The sequence below is a fragment of the Brevundimonas sp. genome (genome assembly GCF_032017145.1).
GTDB lineage: Bacteria > Pseudomonadota > Alphaproteobacteria > Caulobacterales > Caulobacteraceae > Brevundimonas.
Genome location: NZ_DALZQC010000004.1, coordinates 26,993 through 41,686 on the forward strand (window position 1 = coordinate 26,993; position 14,694 = coordinate 41,686).

The 14,694-nt window shown below is 67.6% G+C and carries 14 protein-coding genes; 5 read left to right on the plus strand and 9 right to left on the minus strand.

Translation table 11 applies throughout. The features are described 5' to 3' along the window. Positions 1-151: 151 nt before the first annotated feature. The 4 genes from mmsB to RTU05_RS01340 all read right to left on the minus strand — a co-directional run bounded on the left by mmsB (position 152) and on the right by RTU05_RS01340 (position 4,937). A complete protein-coding gene (mmsB, locus tag RTU05_RS01325) occupies positions 152-1,054 on the minus strand; it encodes a 3-hydroxyisobutyrate dehydrogenase (protein WP_312595070.1) in 903 nt (300 codons plus the stop codon). Between the two features lie 56 nt (positions 1,055-1,110). Further along, a complete protein-coding gene (locus RTU05_RS01330) occupies positions 1,111-2,160 on the minus strand; it encodes an enoyl-CoA hydratase/isomerase family protein (protein WP_312595072.1) in 1,050 nt (349 codons plus the stop codon). Then, entirely contained in the window at positions 2,157-3,293 is a 1,137-nt protein-coding gene (locus RTU05_RS01335) for an isobutyryl-CoA dehydrogenase (protein WP_312595074.1), read from the minus strand. Before RTU05_RS01335 ends, RTU05_RS01330 begins: the two co-directional genes overlap by 4 nt. A gap of 141 nt (positions 3,294-3,434) precedes the next feature. Then, positions 3,435-4,937, minus strand: a complete 1,503-nt coding sequence (locus tag RTU05_RS01340) for a CoA-acylating methylmalonate-semialdehyde dehydrogenase (protein WP_312595076.1) — start codon at positions 4,935-4,937, stop codon at positions 3,435-3,437. Positions 4,938-5,048: 111 nt separating this feature from the next. Here RTU05_RS01340 and RTU05_RS01345 point away from each other — a divergent pair, with 111 nt between their 5' ends. Beyond that, positions 5,049-5,939 carry a LysR family transcriptional regulator gene (locus RTU05_RS01345; protein ID WP_312595078.1) on the plus strand — a complete coding sequence of 297 codons (891 nt, stop codon included), beginning with the start codon at positions 5,049-5,051 and terminating at the stop codon, positions 5,937-5,939. A gap of 99 nt (positions 5,940-6,038) precedes the next feature. Further along, positions 6,039-6,365, plus strand: coding sequence for an energy transducer TonB (locus tag RTU05_RS01350; RefSeq protein WP_312595080.1), 327 nt, complete (start codon positions 6,039-6,041; stop codon positions 6,363-6,365). On the opposite strand, the gene RTU05_RS01355 is transcribed toward RTU05_RS01350, so the two are convergent. Next, complete coding sequence (locus RTU05_RS01355; RefSeq protein ID WP_312595082.1) at positions 6,355-6,750, minus strand: MerR family DNA-binding protein; 396 nt, start codon at positions 6,748-6,750, stop codon at positions 6,355-6,357. The two genes, RTU05_RS01350 and RTU05_RS01355, sit on opposite strands and share 11 nt — an antisense overlap. 70 nt (positions 6,751-6,820) lie before the next feature. Here RTU05_RS01355 and RTU05_RS01360 point away from each other — a divergent pair, with 70 nt between their 5' ends. From RTU05_RS01360 to RTU05_RS01370, 3 genes are read left to right on the plus strand one after another with little or no spacing between them, the layout of a single operon-like run. Next, positions 6,821-7,567, plus strand: a complete 747-nt coding sequence (locus tag RTU05_RS01360; protein ID WP_312595084.1) for a MauE/DoxX family redox-associated membrane protein — start codon at positions 6,821-6,823, stop codon at positions 7,565-7,567. 25 nt (positions 7,568-7,592) lie between these two features. Continuing rightward, the gene (locus tag RTU05_RS01365; protein ID WP_312595086.1) at positions 7,593-9,320 is read left to right on the plus strand and encodes a copper resistance system multicopper oxidase; all 1,728 of its coding nucleotides are present in this window, start codon (positions 7,593-7,595) and stop codon (positions 9,318-9,320) included. Then, complete coding sequence (locus RTU05_RS01370) at positions 9,317-10,366, plus strand: copper resistance protein B (protein WP_312595088.1); 1,050 nt, start codon at positions 9,317-9,319, stop codon at positions 10,364-10,366. The genes RTU05_RS01365 and RTU05_RS01370 overlap by 4 nt, the downstream gene beginning before the upstream one ends. A gap of 13 nt (positions 10,367-10,379) precedes the next feature. On the opposite strand, the gene RTU05_RS01375 is transcribed toward RTU05_RS01370, so the two are convergent. The 4 genes from RTU05_RS01375 to RTU05_RS01390 are packed head-to-tail and all read right to left on the minus strand — an operon-like array spanning position 10,380 to position 14,590. Next, the gene (locus RTU05_RS01375; RefSeq protein ID WP_312595090.1) at positions 10,380-10,652 is read right to left on the minus strand and encodes a hypothetical protein; all 273 of its coding nucleotides are present in this window, start codon (positions 10,650-10,652) and stop codon (positions 10,380-10,382) included. A 29-nt stretch (positions 10,653-10,681) separates the two neighbouring features. Further along, on the minus strand, positions 10,682-13,228 hold the full coding sequence (gene ctaD, locus RTU05_RS01380) for a cytochrome c oxidase subunit I (protein WP_312595092.1): 2,547 nt from the start codon (positions 13,226-13,228) through the stop codon (positions 10,682-10,684). Beyond that, positions 13,225-14,202 carry a cytochrome c oxidase subunit II gene (coxB, locus tag RTU05_RS01385; RefSeq protein ID WP_312595094.1) on the minus strand — a complete coding sequence of 326 codons (978 nt, stop codon included), beginning with the start codon at positions 14,200-14,202 and terminating at the stop codon, positions 13,225-13,227. Before coxB ends, ctaD begins: the two co-directional genes overlap by 4 nt. Further along, entirely contained in the window at positions 14,192-14,590 is a 399-nt protein-coding gene (locus tag RTU05_RS01390) for a c-type cytochrome (protein ID WP_312595096.1), read from the minus strand. The genes coxB and RTU05_RS01390 overlap by 11 nt, the downstream gene beginning before the upstream one ends. Positions 14,591-14,694 lie beyond the last annotated feature (104 nt).

A 14,694-nucleotide genomic window follows, 5' to 3' on the forward strand; every position in this document is an offset into this window, starting at 1 on the left:
GGCGCTGCACGTCCGACAGGGCCAAGCCGTCGTCGCCATTATCCAAGCGAGAATGCGCCAGTTATCGGCAGACCCGAACAGGTAACAAGGCCCGCAACGGGGCGGCGTCGCGGGCCTTCCGACCGTCAGAATAAACCGAGTCGAAGGGTCTTCAGGCGGGGTCCAAATCCGCCAGCCGCCCCCTCAGCATCTGCAGCATGGCCGAAAAGTCGCGCCCGCCGTGCCCGATGCCGTCGAACAGTGCGTACAGAGCCTCGGCCTGGGCGCCCAGCGGCGTTGTCGCGCCGGACTTGGCCGCCGCGTCCTGCGCCAGTTTCAGGTCCTTCAGCATCATGGCCGTGGCGAACCCGCCCTGATAGTCGCGGTTGGACGGGGCGGTCGGCACCGGGCCGGGCCAGGGATAATAGCTTGTCACGCTCCAGCACTGGCCCGACGACTTGGACGCGATCTCGAAGAAGCGCTCCGGGTCCAGGCCCAGTTTTTCGGCCAGGGCGATGGCTTCGCACGTGCCCAGCATGGAGATGCCCAGCAGCATGTTGTTGCAGATCTTGGCCGCCTGCCCCGCGCCGTGATCGCCCGCGCGGATGGTGATGCGGCTCATCGGCTCCAGCGCCGTCTCGACGCGCGCGAAATCACCTTCGTCGCAGCCGACCATGAAGGCCAAGGTCCCCGCATCCGCCGCCGCCGTGCCGCCCGACACCGGAGCGTCGGCGAAGGCGTAGCCCGCCTCCTTGGCGAGACCCGCGACCGTCCTCGCCGTCTCCACGTCGATGGTCGAGCAATCCAGCAGCAGGGCGGTGGACGGCGCCGCGCCGATGATCTGTTCCGAATAGACGGATCGCACATGCGGACCGGCGGGCAGCATGGTGACGACCAGTTCGGCGTCCTTGACCGCCTCAGCCACCGATCCCACGGGGGTGCAGCCCTGGGACGCGGCCCGCTCCAGCGCGCTGGGCGACAGGTCGAAGGCCGCGACCGCATGGCCCGCCTTGGCCTGATTGGCGGCCATGCCGCCGCCCATATTGCCCAGGCCGATGAAGGCGATCTTGGTCATGGTCTCTCTCCCTTTGTGCTTCCGCTCATCCCCGCGAAAGCGGGGACCCAGCCTTTTCACGGCAGCGGCGTCCATTTTTCATTGTCCGGCAGGGGCGCGAACAGCGCGTCCAGCGTCGCGTCGGTAACGCCCGACAGGTCCGCCGGGGACCATTTCGGCGCATTGTCCTTGTCCACGATCACGGCCCGCACGCCTTCCTGGAAGTCGTAGGTCGCGCCGATCCGGCCGCTGACGGCGTACTCCACGGCCATGTTGGCGTCGAAGGACGCGGCCTTCGCCCCCTCGCGGATGTGGCGCAGCGTGACCTTCAGCGAGGTCGGCGACTTGGTCTTCAGCGTCGCCAGTTGCGCCGCCGCCCAGTCCGATCCGTCGGCTTCGAGCGCCGCGAAAATCTCCTCCACCGTGTCGAAGGCGAACAGCCGGTCGATGGCCTCACGGTGGGCAGCGAGGGGCGCGGGGCCCGCGTCCTTTGCGTGGCGCGCGGCGACCGACGACGGATCGGCGGGATCGGCCAGCAGGTCCGTCTTCAGCGCCTCGACGCCCTCGGACGGCACGAAGTGGGTGTGGATACCCAGGGCCACCGTGTCCGCCGCCTTCAGCCGTGCGCCAGTCAGGCCGATCCAGACACCCGTCTGTCCCGGCAGGCGCGGCAGGAACCAGCCGCCCCCGACCTCGGGATACAGGCCAATGCCTGTCTCCGGCATGGCGTAGGAGGTCCTTTCGGTGGCGATACGGATATCCGCCGGTTCCGAAATCCCGACCCCGCCGCCCATGACGATGCCGTCGACGATGGCGGTGATCGGCTTGGGATAGCCGAACATCAGGGCGTTCAGCTGATACTCCGCCTTGAAGAAGGCCCGCGCATCCACACCGTCGCCGGCGCCGCTTTCGGCGATCATGCGGATGTCGCCGCCCGCACAGAACCCGCGCTCGCCCGTATGATCGACCAGCACGGAGCGCACGGCCGCGTCGTCGCGCCAGCTCAGCAAAGTGGCGATCATCGTTTCGCACATCGTCCGGTTCAGGGCGTGAATCGCCCTGGGTCGGTTCAGGGTGATGCGGCCGACGCCGCTCTCGATGCGTGTAATGATCTCGGCGTCGCTCACTTGGCCATCTCCCGCGCGATGATCACGCGCATGATCTCGTTCGTGCCTTCCAGGATGCGGTGGACCCGCAGGTCGCGCACGATCCGTTCCAGCGGATAGTCCTTCAGATAGCCATAGCCGCCGTGCAGTTGCAGCGCCTCGTCGGCGATCTGGAAACAGGCGTCGGTGGCCAGGCGCTTGGCCATGGCGCACCATTTGGTCTTTTCCGGGTGGTCGTTGTCGATGGCCCAGGCGCCGCGCAGCACCATCAGCCGCGCCGCCTCCAGATCCGTCGCCATGTCGGCCAGACGGAACTGAAGCGCCTGAAACTCGGCCAGCGGCTTGCCGAACTGTTTGCGCGTGGCGACGTAGGCTTGCGCCGTCTCCAGCGCCAGCCGCGCCCCGCCCAGCGAACAGGCGGCGATGTTCAGCCGCCCGCCGTCCAGCCCGGCCATGGCGTAGCGGAAACCCGCCCCCTCTTCGCCCAGCAGATTGGCGACCGGCACGCGGCAGTCGTCGAACTGGACAATGGCGGTCGGTTGGGCGTTCCAGCCCATCTTCTTTTCCTGCGCGCCGAACGACAGGCCGGGCGTCCCGGCCTCGACCACGATGGCGCTGACGCCTTTCGGGCCCTCCCCGCCCGTACGGACCATGACGACATAGACGTCCGACGTTCCGGCGCCCGAGATGAAGGCCTTGGACCCATTCAGCACGAAATGATCGCCGTCCCGCACCGCCGTCGTCCGCAGCGCCGCCGCGTCGGAGCCCGAGCCCGGCTCGGTCAGGCAGTAGGAGGCGATCCTGTCCATCGTCACCAGCGAGGGGACAAACCGTCCCCGCAGATCGTCCGACCCGAAGCGGTCGATCATGGACGTGGCCATATTGTGGATCGAGATGAAGGCCGCCGTCGCCACGTCGCCGCGCGACAACTCCTCGAAGATCAAGGCCGCCTCGACCCGCCCCAGGGCCATGCCGCCGTGTTCCTCGCCCGTGTAGATGCCGCAGAACCCCATCTCGGCCGCCTGTTTCATCACATCGACGGGGAAATGCTTCTCCTCGTCCCAGCGGGCCGAGTGCGGAGCCAGTTCGGCGTCGGCGAAGGCGCGCGCCGCGTCCTGAATAGCGCGCTGGTCGTCGGTAAGGGCGAAATCCATATCTCGTCACTCCCCGCCCCTCGCTCGTCATCCTCGGGCTTGACCCGAGGATCGGAGGCGGGAGCGTCTGTGCGTCCGCGTCATCGCACAAGCGGCGGACAACCGGCACTCGGGTCAAGCCCGAGGGCGACGGCGTTGGGATCAGCGCATCGTCGGAATGACGAACGAACTGTCCGAATGCTCCAGCGCCGAGTCCGGCCAGCGGGCGGTGACGGTCTTGGTCTTGGTCCAGAAGCGGACGCCCTCCATGCCGTGCTGGTTGATGTCGCCGAAGGCCGACCGCTTCCACCCGCCGAAGGTGTGATAGGCGACCGGCACCGGGATCGGCACATTGATCCCGACCATGCCGACATTGACCCGGGCGGCGAAGTCGCGGGCTGCGCGGCCGTTCTGGGTGAAGATGGCGACGCCGTTGCCGTACTGATGGTTGGACGGCAGGGCCAGCGCCTCCTCGAACGTCTCCGCGCGCACGATCTGCAAGACCGGTCCGAAGATTTCCTCCTGATAGGAAGACATCTCGGGCTTCACATGGTCGAACAGCGACGGACCGATAAAATAGCCCTTCTCGTGGCCCTGCAGGCTGAAGTCGCGGCCGTCAACGACCAGTTCGGCGCCTTCCTGCACGCCCTTCTCGATCCACCCCGCGATGCGGTCGCGGTGCTGGGCGGTGACGACGGGCCCGTAGTGTGCGCCCGCATCGGTCGAGACGCCGACCCGCATCGACGGGATCTCGGCGACCATCCGCTCACGCAGTTCGTCCGCCGTCTTCTGGCCGACCGGCACCACGACCGGCAGCGCCATGCAGCGTTCGCCCGCCGAGCCATAGGCCGCGCCCGACAGGTCCTTGATCACCTGATCCATATCGGCGTCGGGCAGGACGATGCCGTGGTTCTTGGCGCCGCCCATCGCCTGGACGCGCTTATGGTTGGCGGCGCCCGTCTGATAGACATAGTGGGCGATGTCGGACGAGCCGACGAAGCTGACGGCGTGAACCAGCGGATGGGTCAGGATGGCGTCCACCGCCGTCTTGTCGCCATGCACCACGTTCAGCACGCCGTTGGGCGCCCCGGCCTCCAGCATCAGTTCGGCCAGACGCACCGGGACCGACGGATCGCGCTCGGACGGCTTCAGCACGAAGGTGTTGCCCACCGCGATGGCCACGCCGAACATCCACATCGGGATCATGGCCGGGAAGTTGAACGGGGTGATGCCCGCCACAACGCCCAGCGGCTGGCGCATCGAATAGACGTCGATGCCCGGCCCGGCACCATAGGTGTATTCGCCCTTCAAGGCGTGCGGGATGCCGCAGGCGAACTCGATCACCTCCAGGCCGCGCTGGATGTCGCCCTTGGAGTCGGCGATGACCTTGCCATGCTCGCTGGACAGCAGTTCGGCCAGATCGTTCATATTCGCCTCGACCAGGCGTTTGAACTCGAACATCACGCGGGCGCGGCGTTGCGGATTGGTCGAGGCCCAGCCTTCGAAAGCGTTCTGCGCCGCCTGAACCGCCCGATCGACCTCGCCGGTGGTGGCCAGTTGCACGCGCGCCTGAACCTCGCCCGTGTTGGGGTTGAACACGTCGCCGAACCGGCCCGACGCGCCGTCAAAGGCCGCGCCGTCGATGAAGTGGCGGATGTCGCGCATGCGAGGTCTCCCGTGGTGATTATTCTTGTGTCGCCCTTGCTAGCATCGCCTCGCGAGGGTCGATAATGCGAAGTTGCAGGAACCGATCTGCATTTTTGCATGGACAAGGTCATGTTCGACTGGGACGATCTGCGCATCTTCGTCGCGGCCGCCCGCGCCGGCTCGCTGGGCGGCGCGGCGCAACGGCTGGGGGTGGATGCGGCGACGGTCGGGCGGCGCGTCGCCCGGCTGGAAAGCGCGCTGAAATCGACGCTGGTGGTGCGCTCCACCACCGGCCTGCACCTGACGGCGGCGGGCGCCCAGCTTCTGGACATCGGACTGGAGGCCGAGGGGGCGATGGAGGCGGTGGCGCGCGTCACCCAGCCCGACACATTGGCCGGCGTGGTTCGCATCAGCGCCTCCGAAGGGTTCGGCGTCACCCTGATGGCGCCCGCGCTGGCCGCCTTGCGTCGCGCCAGTCCCAGGCTTCGGATCGAACTGGCCGCCAACGCCGGCTTCCTGTCGCCCAGCCGCCGCGAGGTGGACATGGCCATCACCCTGGCGGCGCCCGATGCGGCGCGGCTGATCGTGGAGCCGCTGACGCCCTATCAACTGGCGCTGTACGCCGCGCCCGACTATGTGGCCCGCCATGGCGCGCCCAATACGGTCGAGGCTTTGAGCGACTTCGACATCGTCGGCTATATCGACGATCTGATCTATGCGCCCGAGCTTCGCTATCTGGACGAGATCAGGCCCGGCCTGACGCCGCACCTGGGGTCGTCCTCGATACGCGCCCAGAAGGAGATTATCGCCGCCGGCGGCGGGATCGGCGTCCTGCCGTGTTTCATGGCCACGGGGCTGCAGCGCGTGGTCCCCGACGTGCTGATCGAGCGGCGCTTCTGGCTGGCCACCCACCGCGAGGTTCACGACACCGCGCGCCTGCGCACCGTCCGAACCTGGCTGAAGACGCTGTGCGCCGGCCACCGCGACCGGTTGCGCCCCTTCGCGACGCCCTCGGCGTGACGCCGCCTGTGTTTCGGACGACACGACCGGAACACAGTTCGTCGGGCGATGGAACATCGGCCGCAGTCAAATCTTAATAGGGCGTAAGCGAGACACGCCATGACCCTGATCCTCGGCCTGACCCTGATGACCACCCTGCTCGGCGCACCCGCCGACGCTCTGCCGCGCGAGCGCGCCGACTTCAGGCCGGCGCAGGTGCAGAAGGCGTCGGTTGCGCCCCAGGACCATTTCAGCGTGCGTCTGCGTTGCACCGCCTTGGCGTCCGGTCATGTCACCGACTGCGTGGTTCTGGAAGAGACCAAGCCCGGCTATGGCTTTGGCGAAGCGGCCCTGGCCCTGATGAACGATGCACAGGTCACGCCGATCACCGAACAGGGCCGCGCGGTCGACGCCCAGTTCGAACGCACGATCGATTTCACGCCGTAACGGGCCGTTCGAACGCCTTCAGAATGGGACACGGTCCCTCTTCGTTGCGCGCGCAGTCGGAGGCCAGGCGCTGAAGCGCAGCCCGCGCCGCCTGCAGGTCCGCGATCTGGCGATCCAGTTCCCCGATGCGCGCCGTCGCCATGGCCCGGACCGTGGTCCGGTCCGTGCCTGAATCCAGCGTCAGCAGTTCGCCGATCTGCGCCAGGGTGAACCCCGCCGTCTGGGCTTGGCGGATAAAGCGCAGCCGGTCCGCATCGGCCGCCCCATAGCGCCGTGTCGTCCCTTCGCCCGCTGGGGTCTCCAGCAGGCCGCGCCGCTGATAATAGCGGATCGTCTCCACCCCGACCGCCCCGGCCTTGGCCAGTCCGCCGATCGTCATCGCCATCGCTTGACTCCGTACCATGGTACAGACCCTACAGGGGGTGCAGCCCGTTGTCAGCCCGTCTGGATCTTCGATGCCGCAACCCGAAAAGACCGCCACCCTTTATCGAATGGTCATGCCGGAACACGTCTGCCCGTATGGCCGGAAATCGCTGTGGCTGCTGAAACGCAAGGGCTACCGGGTCGATGACCGACATCTGACGAGCCGCGCCGCGACCGACGCCTTCAAGGCCCGGCACGACGTCAAGACCACGCCCCAGACCTTCATCGATGGCCAGCGCATCGGCGGGCATGACGACCTGCGCCGCTTCTTCGGCCAGAAAGTCCCCGCGCCGGGCCAGACCAGCTATACGCCCGTCCTCGCCGTGTTCGCCGTCGCCCTGCTGATCGCCGCCGCCATCGCCTGGCTGCGGTTCGGAACCCTGGCCAGCGTGTCGATCCTGCCCAACTTCATCGCCACGGCCATGTGCCTGCTGGCCATGCTGAAGCTGCAGGACGTCGAGAAATTCTCGACCATGTTCCTGAACTACGACCTTTTGGCCCAGAAATGGCCGGGCTACGGCTATGTCTATCCGTTCGCGGAGCTGGGCGCGGGCGTGCTGATGCTGGCCGGCGCCCTGACCTGGCTGTCGGCGCCGGTCGCCCTGGTCATCGGCGGCGTGGGCGCCGTCTCGGTGTTCAAGGCCGTCTATATCGACAAGCGAGAGCTGAAATGCGCCTGCGTCGGCGGGGCGTCCAACGTGCCGCTCGGCTTCGTCAGCCTGACCGAGAACCTGATGATGATCGCCATGGCCGCCGCCATGCTGGTGATGGCCGTCTGATGCACGGCCAAGGACGGATGAACGCATGACCCAGTTCCCCCTCGACCGCCGCAGCCTGTTGCGAGGCGTCGCGGCCGGCGGCGGCCTGATGGCCTTGCAGGCCGCCCTGCCCGCCTGGGCCCAGAGCGGATCGTCCGGCCTGCCGACCCTGAACGGCCCCAACATCGACCTGACCGTGGGCCATTCGCCGTTCACCGTGGGCGGTCGCACGGGCCATGCCGTGACCGTCAACGGAACCCTGCCCGCGCCGCTGATCCGGTTGCGCGAAGGCCAGAACGCGCGGCTGACCGTCACCAACACCCTGGACGAAGACACCTCGATCCACTGGCACGGCCTGCTGCTGCCCTTCCAGATGGACGGGGTGCCTGGCATCAGCTTTCCCGGCATCAAGGCCGGCGAAACCTTCGTCTATGAGTTTCCGGTCATCCAGTCGGGCACCTATTGGTATCACAGCCATTCCAACCTGCAGGAGGCGATGGGCCACTACGGCCCCCTCGTCATCGACCCGGCGGGGCCCGATCCGGTCGCCTATGATCGCGAACACGTGCTGGTCCTGTCGGACTGGAGCTTCCTGCATCCGCACCAGATCCTGGACAAGCTGAAGAAGAGCCCCGGCTATTTCAACCGCCAGCGCACCACCCTGGCCGGCCTGATCGACGGGTCGGACCGGATGGGCCTCGAGGAGCGGCGGATGTGGGGTTCGATGCGAATGGACCCGCGCGACATCCTGGACGTCAACGGCTCGACCTACACCTATCTGATCAATGGCCACGGCCCCGAGGAGAACTGGACCGGCCTGTTCCGCCCCGGCGAGCGGGTGCGTCTGCGCATCATCAACGCCTCGGCCATGTCGATCTTCAACGTCCGCATTCCCGGACTGCCCATGACCGTGGTCAGCGCCGACGGCGAGAATGTGCGCCCGATCGAGACCGACGAGTTCCAGATTTCCGTCGCCGAAACCTATGACGTGATCGTCCGTCCGACCGAGGACCGCGCCTACACCATCGTGTCCGAAGCCATCGACCGATCCGGCATGGGCCGCGCCACACTTGCGCCCCGCCTGGGCATGACGGCCGAGGTTCCGCCGCTGAGACCCGTGCCGAACCTGACCCTGCGCGACATGGGGATGGGCGGCATGGGCGGCATGGATCACGGCGCGATGGATCATGGCTCCATGGATCATGGCGGCATGTCCATGCGCGATCCGTCCAAGGCGCCGCCGGGCATGGCGGTGGGCGTCGGGGTAGACATGATCTCGCCCGCTCCTGCCGACCGGCTGGGCGAGCGGCCGCTGGGGCTTCAGGACGCGCCGCACCGCGTGCTGGTCTATACCGATCTGGTTTCGCTGAACCCCAACACGGACCGCCGCCCGCCGTCGCGCAGCCTGGAAATCCACCTGACCGGCAATATGGAGCGGTTCATGTGGGGTTTCGACGGGCGCAAATTCTCCGAACTGGTCGAGCCGATCCGGTTCGAGCGCAACGAGCGGGTGCGCGTGACCCTGGTCAACGACACCATGATGTCCCACCCCATCCATCTGCACGGCCATTTCTTCGAACTGGTCACGGGCGGGCCAGCCGGCCATCAGCCTTCTAAGCACACGGTCAATGTCGCGCCGGGATCGAAGGTCACCTTCGACCTGACCGCCGATGCGCCGGGCGACTGGGCCTTCCACTGTCACCTGCTGATGCACATGCACGCGGGCATGTTCAACGTCGTGACCGTGCGCCCGCTGCATGGAGGCGCCGCATGAGCCGCCTTTTCCTGACCCTGACGCCCCTGCTGCTGGCGGCCGGCCTCGCACAGGCCCAGTCCGTCGATCCCCATGCCGGCCATCACCAGGCGCAGCCGGCGCGGGCCGCCACACCGACCGTTGATCCGCACGCGGGCCATGCGATGCCCCCTTCCGTCGATCCTCATGCGGGACACGACATGGGCAGGATGGATGCTCAGCCGGCGGACCCGCACGCCGGCCATGACATGAGCACGATGGGCGCGACAGCCGATCCCCACGCGGGTCACGACATGGGCGGCATGAGCATGGCTGCGCCCAGCGCGCCGCCGCCCCCCGCCGCCCTGTCCGGCCCCGCCCATGCCGCCGACACCGTCTTCGGCGCCCAGGCCATGGCCGCCTCGCGACGCCTGCTGATCGCCGAGAACGGCGACGTTCGCACGACCGCCGTCGTCATCGACCGGCTTGAGGCCGGCTTTGGCGACGGCGCCGACGCCTATCTGTGGGACGCCCAGGGCTGGACCGGCGGCGACATCCATCGCTTCTGGTGGAAGACCGAGGGCGAAGGCGACCTGCACGGCCGTCTGCACGAGGCGGAAATCCAGGCCCTGTACAGCCGCGCCATATCGCCCTTCTGGAACCTGCAGGCGGGGGTGCGCCAGGATCTTCGCCCGGATGGACCGGATGCGACCCACGCCGTGCTGGGGGTCCAGGGACTGGCGCCCCATTGGTGGGAGATCGACGCCGCCGCCTTCTTGTCCACCAGCGGCGACCTGACCGCCAAGGTCGAGGCCGAATACGATCAGCGCATCACCCAGCGGCTGATCCTGCAGCCGCGTGTAGAGGCCGCCCTGTCCGCCCGCGACGCGCCGGACCTGGATCTGGGTTCGGGCCTGTCTTCGATCCAGGCGGGCCTACGCCTGCGCTATGAATTCACGCGCGAGTTCGCCCCCTACGTCGGGGTCGAATGGACCCGCGCCCTGGGATCGACCGCTGACCTGATCGCGGCGCGCGGCGACGAACCGGATAAGACCCAGGTCGTCGTGGGCCTGAAAACCTGGTTCTGAAGGGCAGAGCGGCTCAGGCCAGCATCAGGGGCGCGGTCTGAAACAGCACGCCGACGCCCGCGATGACGCCCCCGGCCACCGCCATCCGCAGGCCGAAGGCGCGGGTGTCGTCCGGCTCGGCCCGGCGAAGCTGGGACGCCGCGCGCCAGGCCACGGCGGCGATGGCGGCGAGACACGCCAGGCTGAAGACCAGGCCGATGACCTTGCCGCCCGCCGCGTCGCGCCACGCCACGTCCGCGAAACTGGCCAGCAGATAGAGCCCCAGGAAATGCACGGCCCAAATCATCAGGCCGCCTAAAGTCACGAACCAGAACCTCACGACATCACGCCGGGAAACAGGCGCACCAGCAGGGTCGTGCCCATCCCTTGAAGCGCCGTGAAGGCCAGGAACAGGGCGATCAGCTCGAACGTCGCCGGCCGCTTGGGCGACAGATGACCAAACATCCAGCGCAGCGCCGCGAACGGCCCCATCAGCAGACAGATTCCCGCGAACAACCCTTGCCACGCCAACAGGGCGAAGACGGTGGCGCCCTGGCTGGAAACGTCGGGCCGCAGACCAGAGGCCCACCATGCCGAGGCTTCAGCCGCCCAGGCCCCGCCCGCCGCCAGGGTCGCCAGCAGCATCAGTCCCGCCGCGATCACCGGACTGCGCGGCCGGTCCAGCTTCAGCGCGGCCTGCGCCGCCCAGCCGCCGACGCCGGCCAGGACCAGCAGACCCAGCGTCAACGTCAGTGAGCCCAGATCCGGCGGCGCCTGCCACAGGTCAGGCCGGCGGCTCCACAGGAAGACATAGGAGAAGCAGGCCATGACGGCGACCATGCCGCCGACGATCAGGGTGATGACCATGGCCCACCAGCCGTGGCTGGACGGCCCCGACACATAGGTCGGCAGCCGGACGCCGCCGCCGACGTCCACCGTCTCATGCGGGTTCGGCCGATCCAGCCGCCAGGCCCACTCCCAGATACAGTAGATCGCCAGCAGGCCGCTGACGACCGAGAGCAGATAGGCCTGGACAGTCAGGATCAGGAAGAAGCCGGCCGTGAAGACAGCGCCCCACACATACCAGCTGGAAGGCCGGGGAATGCGCAGCACATATTGCGGCTCGGCGTTGACTGGACTGGTGATCAGGGTTTCGCGCTCGCCGCGCGGCGCGCCAGGCAGGAAGTACCGACCCGCCACGACATCCCGCGCCAGATTCTTCTGGTCCCACAGCGGATAGAGGCTCCGGATCACCGGCGACGACCGCAGCGAATACAGGCCGGACGGCAGCCACTCCAGCCCCGCCCCCCCGAAGACATTGCCCGCTTCCCTGGCGCGGAACGGGCGGAAGTTGCGGATCATGTCCACGACCCACAACAGCACGGCCAGGCCGAACAGGAACGATCCCACGGTCGAGATCATGTTGGGCAGGTCCCAGCCCCGATCCGGCAGATAGGTATAGACCCGGCGCGGCATCCCCATCAGCCCGGTCAGATGCATCGGCAGGAAGGTGACGTTGTGGCCGACGAACATCAGCCAGAAGATCCACTTGCCCCACCGCTCGCTGAGCGGCCGACTGCTGGACATCGGCGTCCAGTAGTAGATGGCGGCGAATAACGGGAAGACCATCCCGCCGATCAGCACGTAATGCAGATGGGCGACGATGAAATAGCTGTCGTGGGCCTGCCAGTCGAACGGCACCATGGCCACCATCACCCCCGTCAACCCGCCCATGACGAAGGTGACCAGCCCCCCGACCGCGAACAGGCCCGGTGTGTTGAACCGCATCTTGCCCGCCGCCAGGGTGGCGATCCAGGCGAAGACCTGCACCCCCGCCGGCACGCTGACGGCCATGGAGGCGGCGCTGAAATAGTTGATGGAAATCTGCGGCATGCCCGTCGTGAACATGTGGTGGGCCCACACGCCGAAACTGATGAAGCCCGTCGCCAGCATGGCCAGAACCACCAGCCGGTATCCGACCAGCCTGGTCTGGGCCACCGCCGGGATCAGGGTCGACATGGCCCCGGCCGCCGGAAGGAAGATGATGTAGACCTCAGGGTGGCCGAAGAACCAGAACAGGTGCTGCCACAGCATGGGATCGCCGCCCTTGGCCGCATCGAAGAACGGCCAGCCCAGCGCCCGCTCCAGCTCCAGCAACAGGGTCGACAGGATGATCGACGGGAAGGCGATGATGATCATGCAGGCGAAGATCAGCATGGCCCAGGCGAAGATCGGCAGCTTGTCCAGCGTCATCCCCGGCGCGCGGGTCTTCAGCACCCCGACGATGATCTCTATGGCCCCGGCGATGGCCGAAATCTCGATGAAGCCGATGCCCAGCAGCCAGAAGTCGGCGTTGATCCCCGGCGAATAGGTCATCGAGGTCAGCGGCGGGTACATGAACCAGCCGCCGTTGGGCGCCAGGCCGAAAAACAGCGAGCAGAAGAAGCAAAGGCCCCCGATCAGATAGGCCCAGAAGGCATAGGCCGACAGGCGCGGAAACGGCAGGTCGCGCGCCCCCAGCATCTGCGGCAGCAACAGCACGCCCAGCGCCTCGACCGCCGGCACGGCGAACAGGAACATCATCACCGTGCCGTGCATGGTGAAAATCTGATTGTAGGTCTCCTGCGCCAGGAAACCGGTCATCGGCAGGGCCAGCTGCGTCCGCATCAACAAGGCCAGAACCCCGGCCAGCACGAAGAACAGCATGGCCGCGCCGACGTAATAGACGCCGACGAAGTTGTTGTTGATCGCGGTGATCCACTCCCACGGCTTGCGCGGGCCGCACCAGACGTCCTCCAACTGCTCCAGTTCGCCCTCGGGCCGGGGCTCGGTGGTCGGAAAGCGTTTATAGAGTTCGGTGTCGAACCCGGTTTCCGAACTCATTTCAGACTTTCCAGATAGGCGGCGACGGCCCGCAGGTCTTGCCCGGCCAGGACCGGATAGGACGGCATCCTGTTGCCCGGCTTGATCGCCTGGCTGTCGGAAATCCAGCCCGCCATCGTGCCCTGATTGTTCGGCAGGATGCCGGCGCCCAGGGTCTGGCGCGATCCGACGTGGGTCAAATCGGGCCCGGCCAGCCCGTTGGCCTCGGTCCCGCGAATGGTGTGGCAGGCGGCGCAGCCGGAGGCCGCGAACACCTGACGCCCCTGGTCGATCAGGGCCGGCGTCTCCTGCGCCGGGACCACCGGCTGGGCGGCCCTGGCCTGGCGCGCCCTCCAGGCGGCGAAGCCGTCCGGCGCATGGGCCACCACCACCAGCCCCATCAGCGCGTGCGGCCCGCCGCAGTATTCCGCGCACTGGCCGCCATAGGTCCCCGGCTGGTCCGCCTGCAGCCGCATGAAGTTGCGACGACCGGGGATCATGTCGGTCTTGCCGCCCAGGCGCGGAACCCAGAAGCTGTGGATCACGTCGGCGCTTTCCAGTTCGAACACCACCGGCTGGCCGACGGGAATATGCACCTCGTTCGCGTCCTGCAGGATTTCGCGGCCCTGCTCGTCCAGATAGGCCACGCGCCACCACCACATCTCGCCGGTCACGCGGATGCGCATTTCGCCGGGCCGGGGCGCATCGGCGATCCTCGCGGTGGTGTTCAGTCCGTAGATCAGCAGCCCCGTCAGGACCACGACCGGAAAGACCAGGCCCGCCGCCCAGATCAACCGCTCGCCGCCCACGCGCCGCTTCCATTCTCGCGATCCGAACAGCGCCACGCCCAGCGCGGCCAGCACGATCGCCATGACCACCAACGACATGACGAACAGCACCCAGGCCACGGTGTGGATCGGCGCCGCGAACGGTCCTGCCGGATCGAGCACGGGCGGCGGCCAGCCGGCGGTTCCGGGCGTCGGTTCAGTCGTCATCGAGCGTATACAGATAGGCCGCGACGTCGCGGGCTTGATCGTGGGACAGGGGCATGGGCGGCATGGCGGTCTGGGGGTCCAGGGAAGGGGCGTCGATCAACCACCGGATCAACACGTCGGGCTGGTTGGGCAGCCGCCCCGCGATCATCGGCCGGGCGCCGAATCCGGCCAGGTTGGAGCCGCTGCGACCCTGGGGCCAGGCGACGCCGGGGATCTTGTGACAGGCGGCGCAACCGATCTCTTGCACGACGCCCAACCCCCTGGCCGCATCGCCCTGCGCCACCTGACGGGGCAGATCGGCCTTGTCCACGCACGCGGCCAGCATCAGGGGCAGGCCGGCGATCAGCCATCCCCTCTTGCTCCAACGCGTCTGCGTCGACCGTATCATCCCGCCCCCAAAAGCTTGACCACACAATCCGCTGCGGGGGCCGGGGTTCCCCGGTGCGACACGCCGCCCCGGACGCGCGCCGGAACCTTCGCCATAGAGGCGGG

Coding starts and splice junctions, on each gene's coding strand:
- mmsB (WP_312595070.1), bottom strand. CDS start 1,054: ATGACCAAGATCGCCTTCATCGGCCTGGGCAATATGGGCGGCGGCATG.
- RTU05_RS01335 (WP_312595074.1), bottom strand. CDS start 3,293: ATGGATTTCGCCCTTACCGACGACCAGCGCGCTATTCAGGACGCGGCG.
- RTU05_RS01340 (WP_312595076.1), bottom strand. CDS start 4,937: ATGCGCGACATCCGCCACTTCATCGACGGCGCGGCCTTTGACGGCGCG.
- RTU05_RS01345 (WP_312595078.1), top strand. CDS start 5,049: ATGTTCGACTGGGACGATCTGCGCATCTTCGTCGCGGCCGCCCGCGCC.
- RTU05_RS01350 (WP_312595080.1), top strand. CDS start 6,039: ATGACCCTGATCCTCGGCCTGACCCTGATGACCACCCTGCTCGGCGCA.
- RTU05_RS01355 (WP_312595082.1), bottom strand. CDS start 6,750: ATGGCGATGACGATCGGCGGACTGGCCAAGGCCGGGGCGGTCGGGGTG.
- RTU05_RS01360 (WP_312595084.1), top strand. CDS start 6,821: ATGCCGCAACCCGAAAAGACCGCCACCCTTTATCGAATGGTCATGCCG.
- RTU05_RS01365 (WP_312595086.1), top strand. CDS start 7,593: ATGACCCAGTTCCCCCTCGACCGCCGCAGCCTGTTGCGAGGCGTCGCG.
- RTU05_RS01370 (WP_312595088.1), top strand. CDS start 9,317: ATGAGCCGCCTTTTCCTGACCCTGACGCCCCTGCTGCTGGCGGCCGGC.
- RTU05_RS01375 (WP_312595090.1), bottom strand. CDS start 10,652: ATGATTTGGGCCGTGCATTTCCTGGGGCTCTATCTGCTGGCCAGTTTC.
- ctaD (WP_312595092.1), bottom strand. CDS start 13,228: ATGAGTTCGGAAACCGGGTTCGACACCGAACTCTATAAACGCTTTCCG.
- coxB (WP_312595094.1), bottom strand. CDS start 14,202: ATGACGACTGAACCGACGCCCGGAACCGCCGGCTGGCCGCCGCCCGTG.
- RTU05_RS01390 (WP_312595096.1), bottom strand. CDS start 14,590: ATGATACGGTCGACGCAGACGCGTTGGAGCAAGAGGGGATGGCTGATC.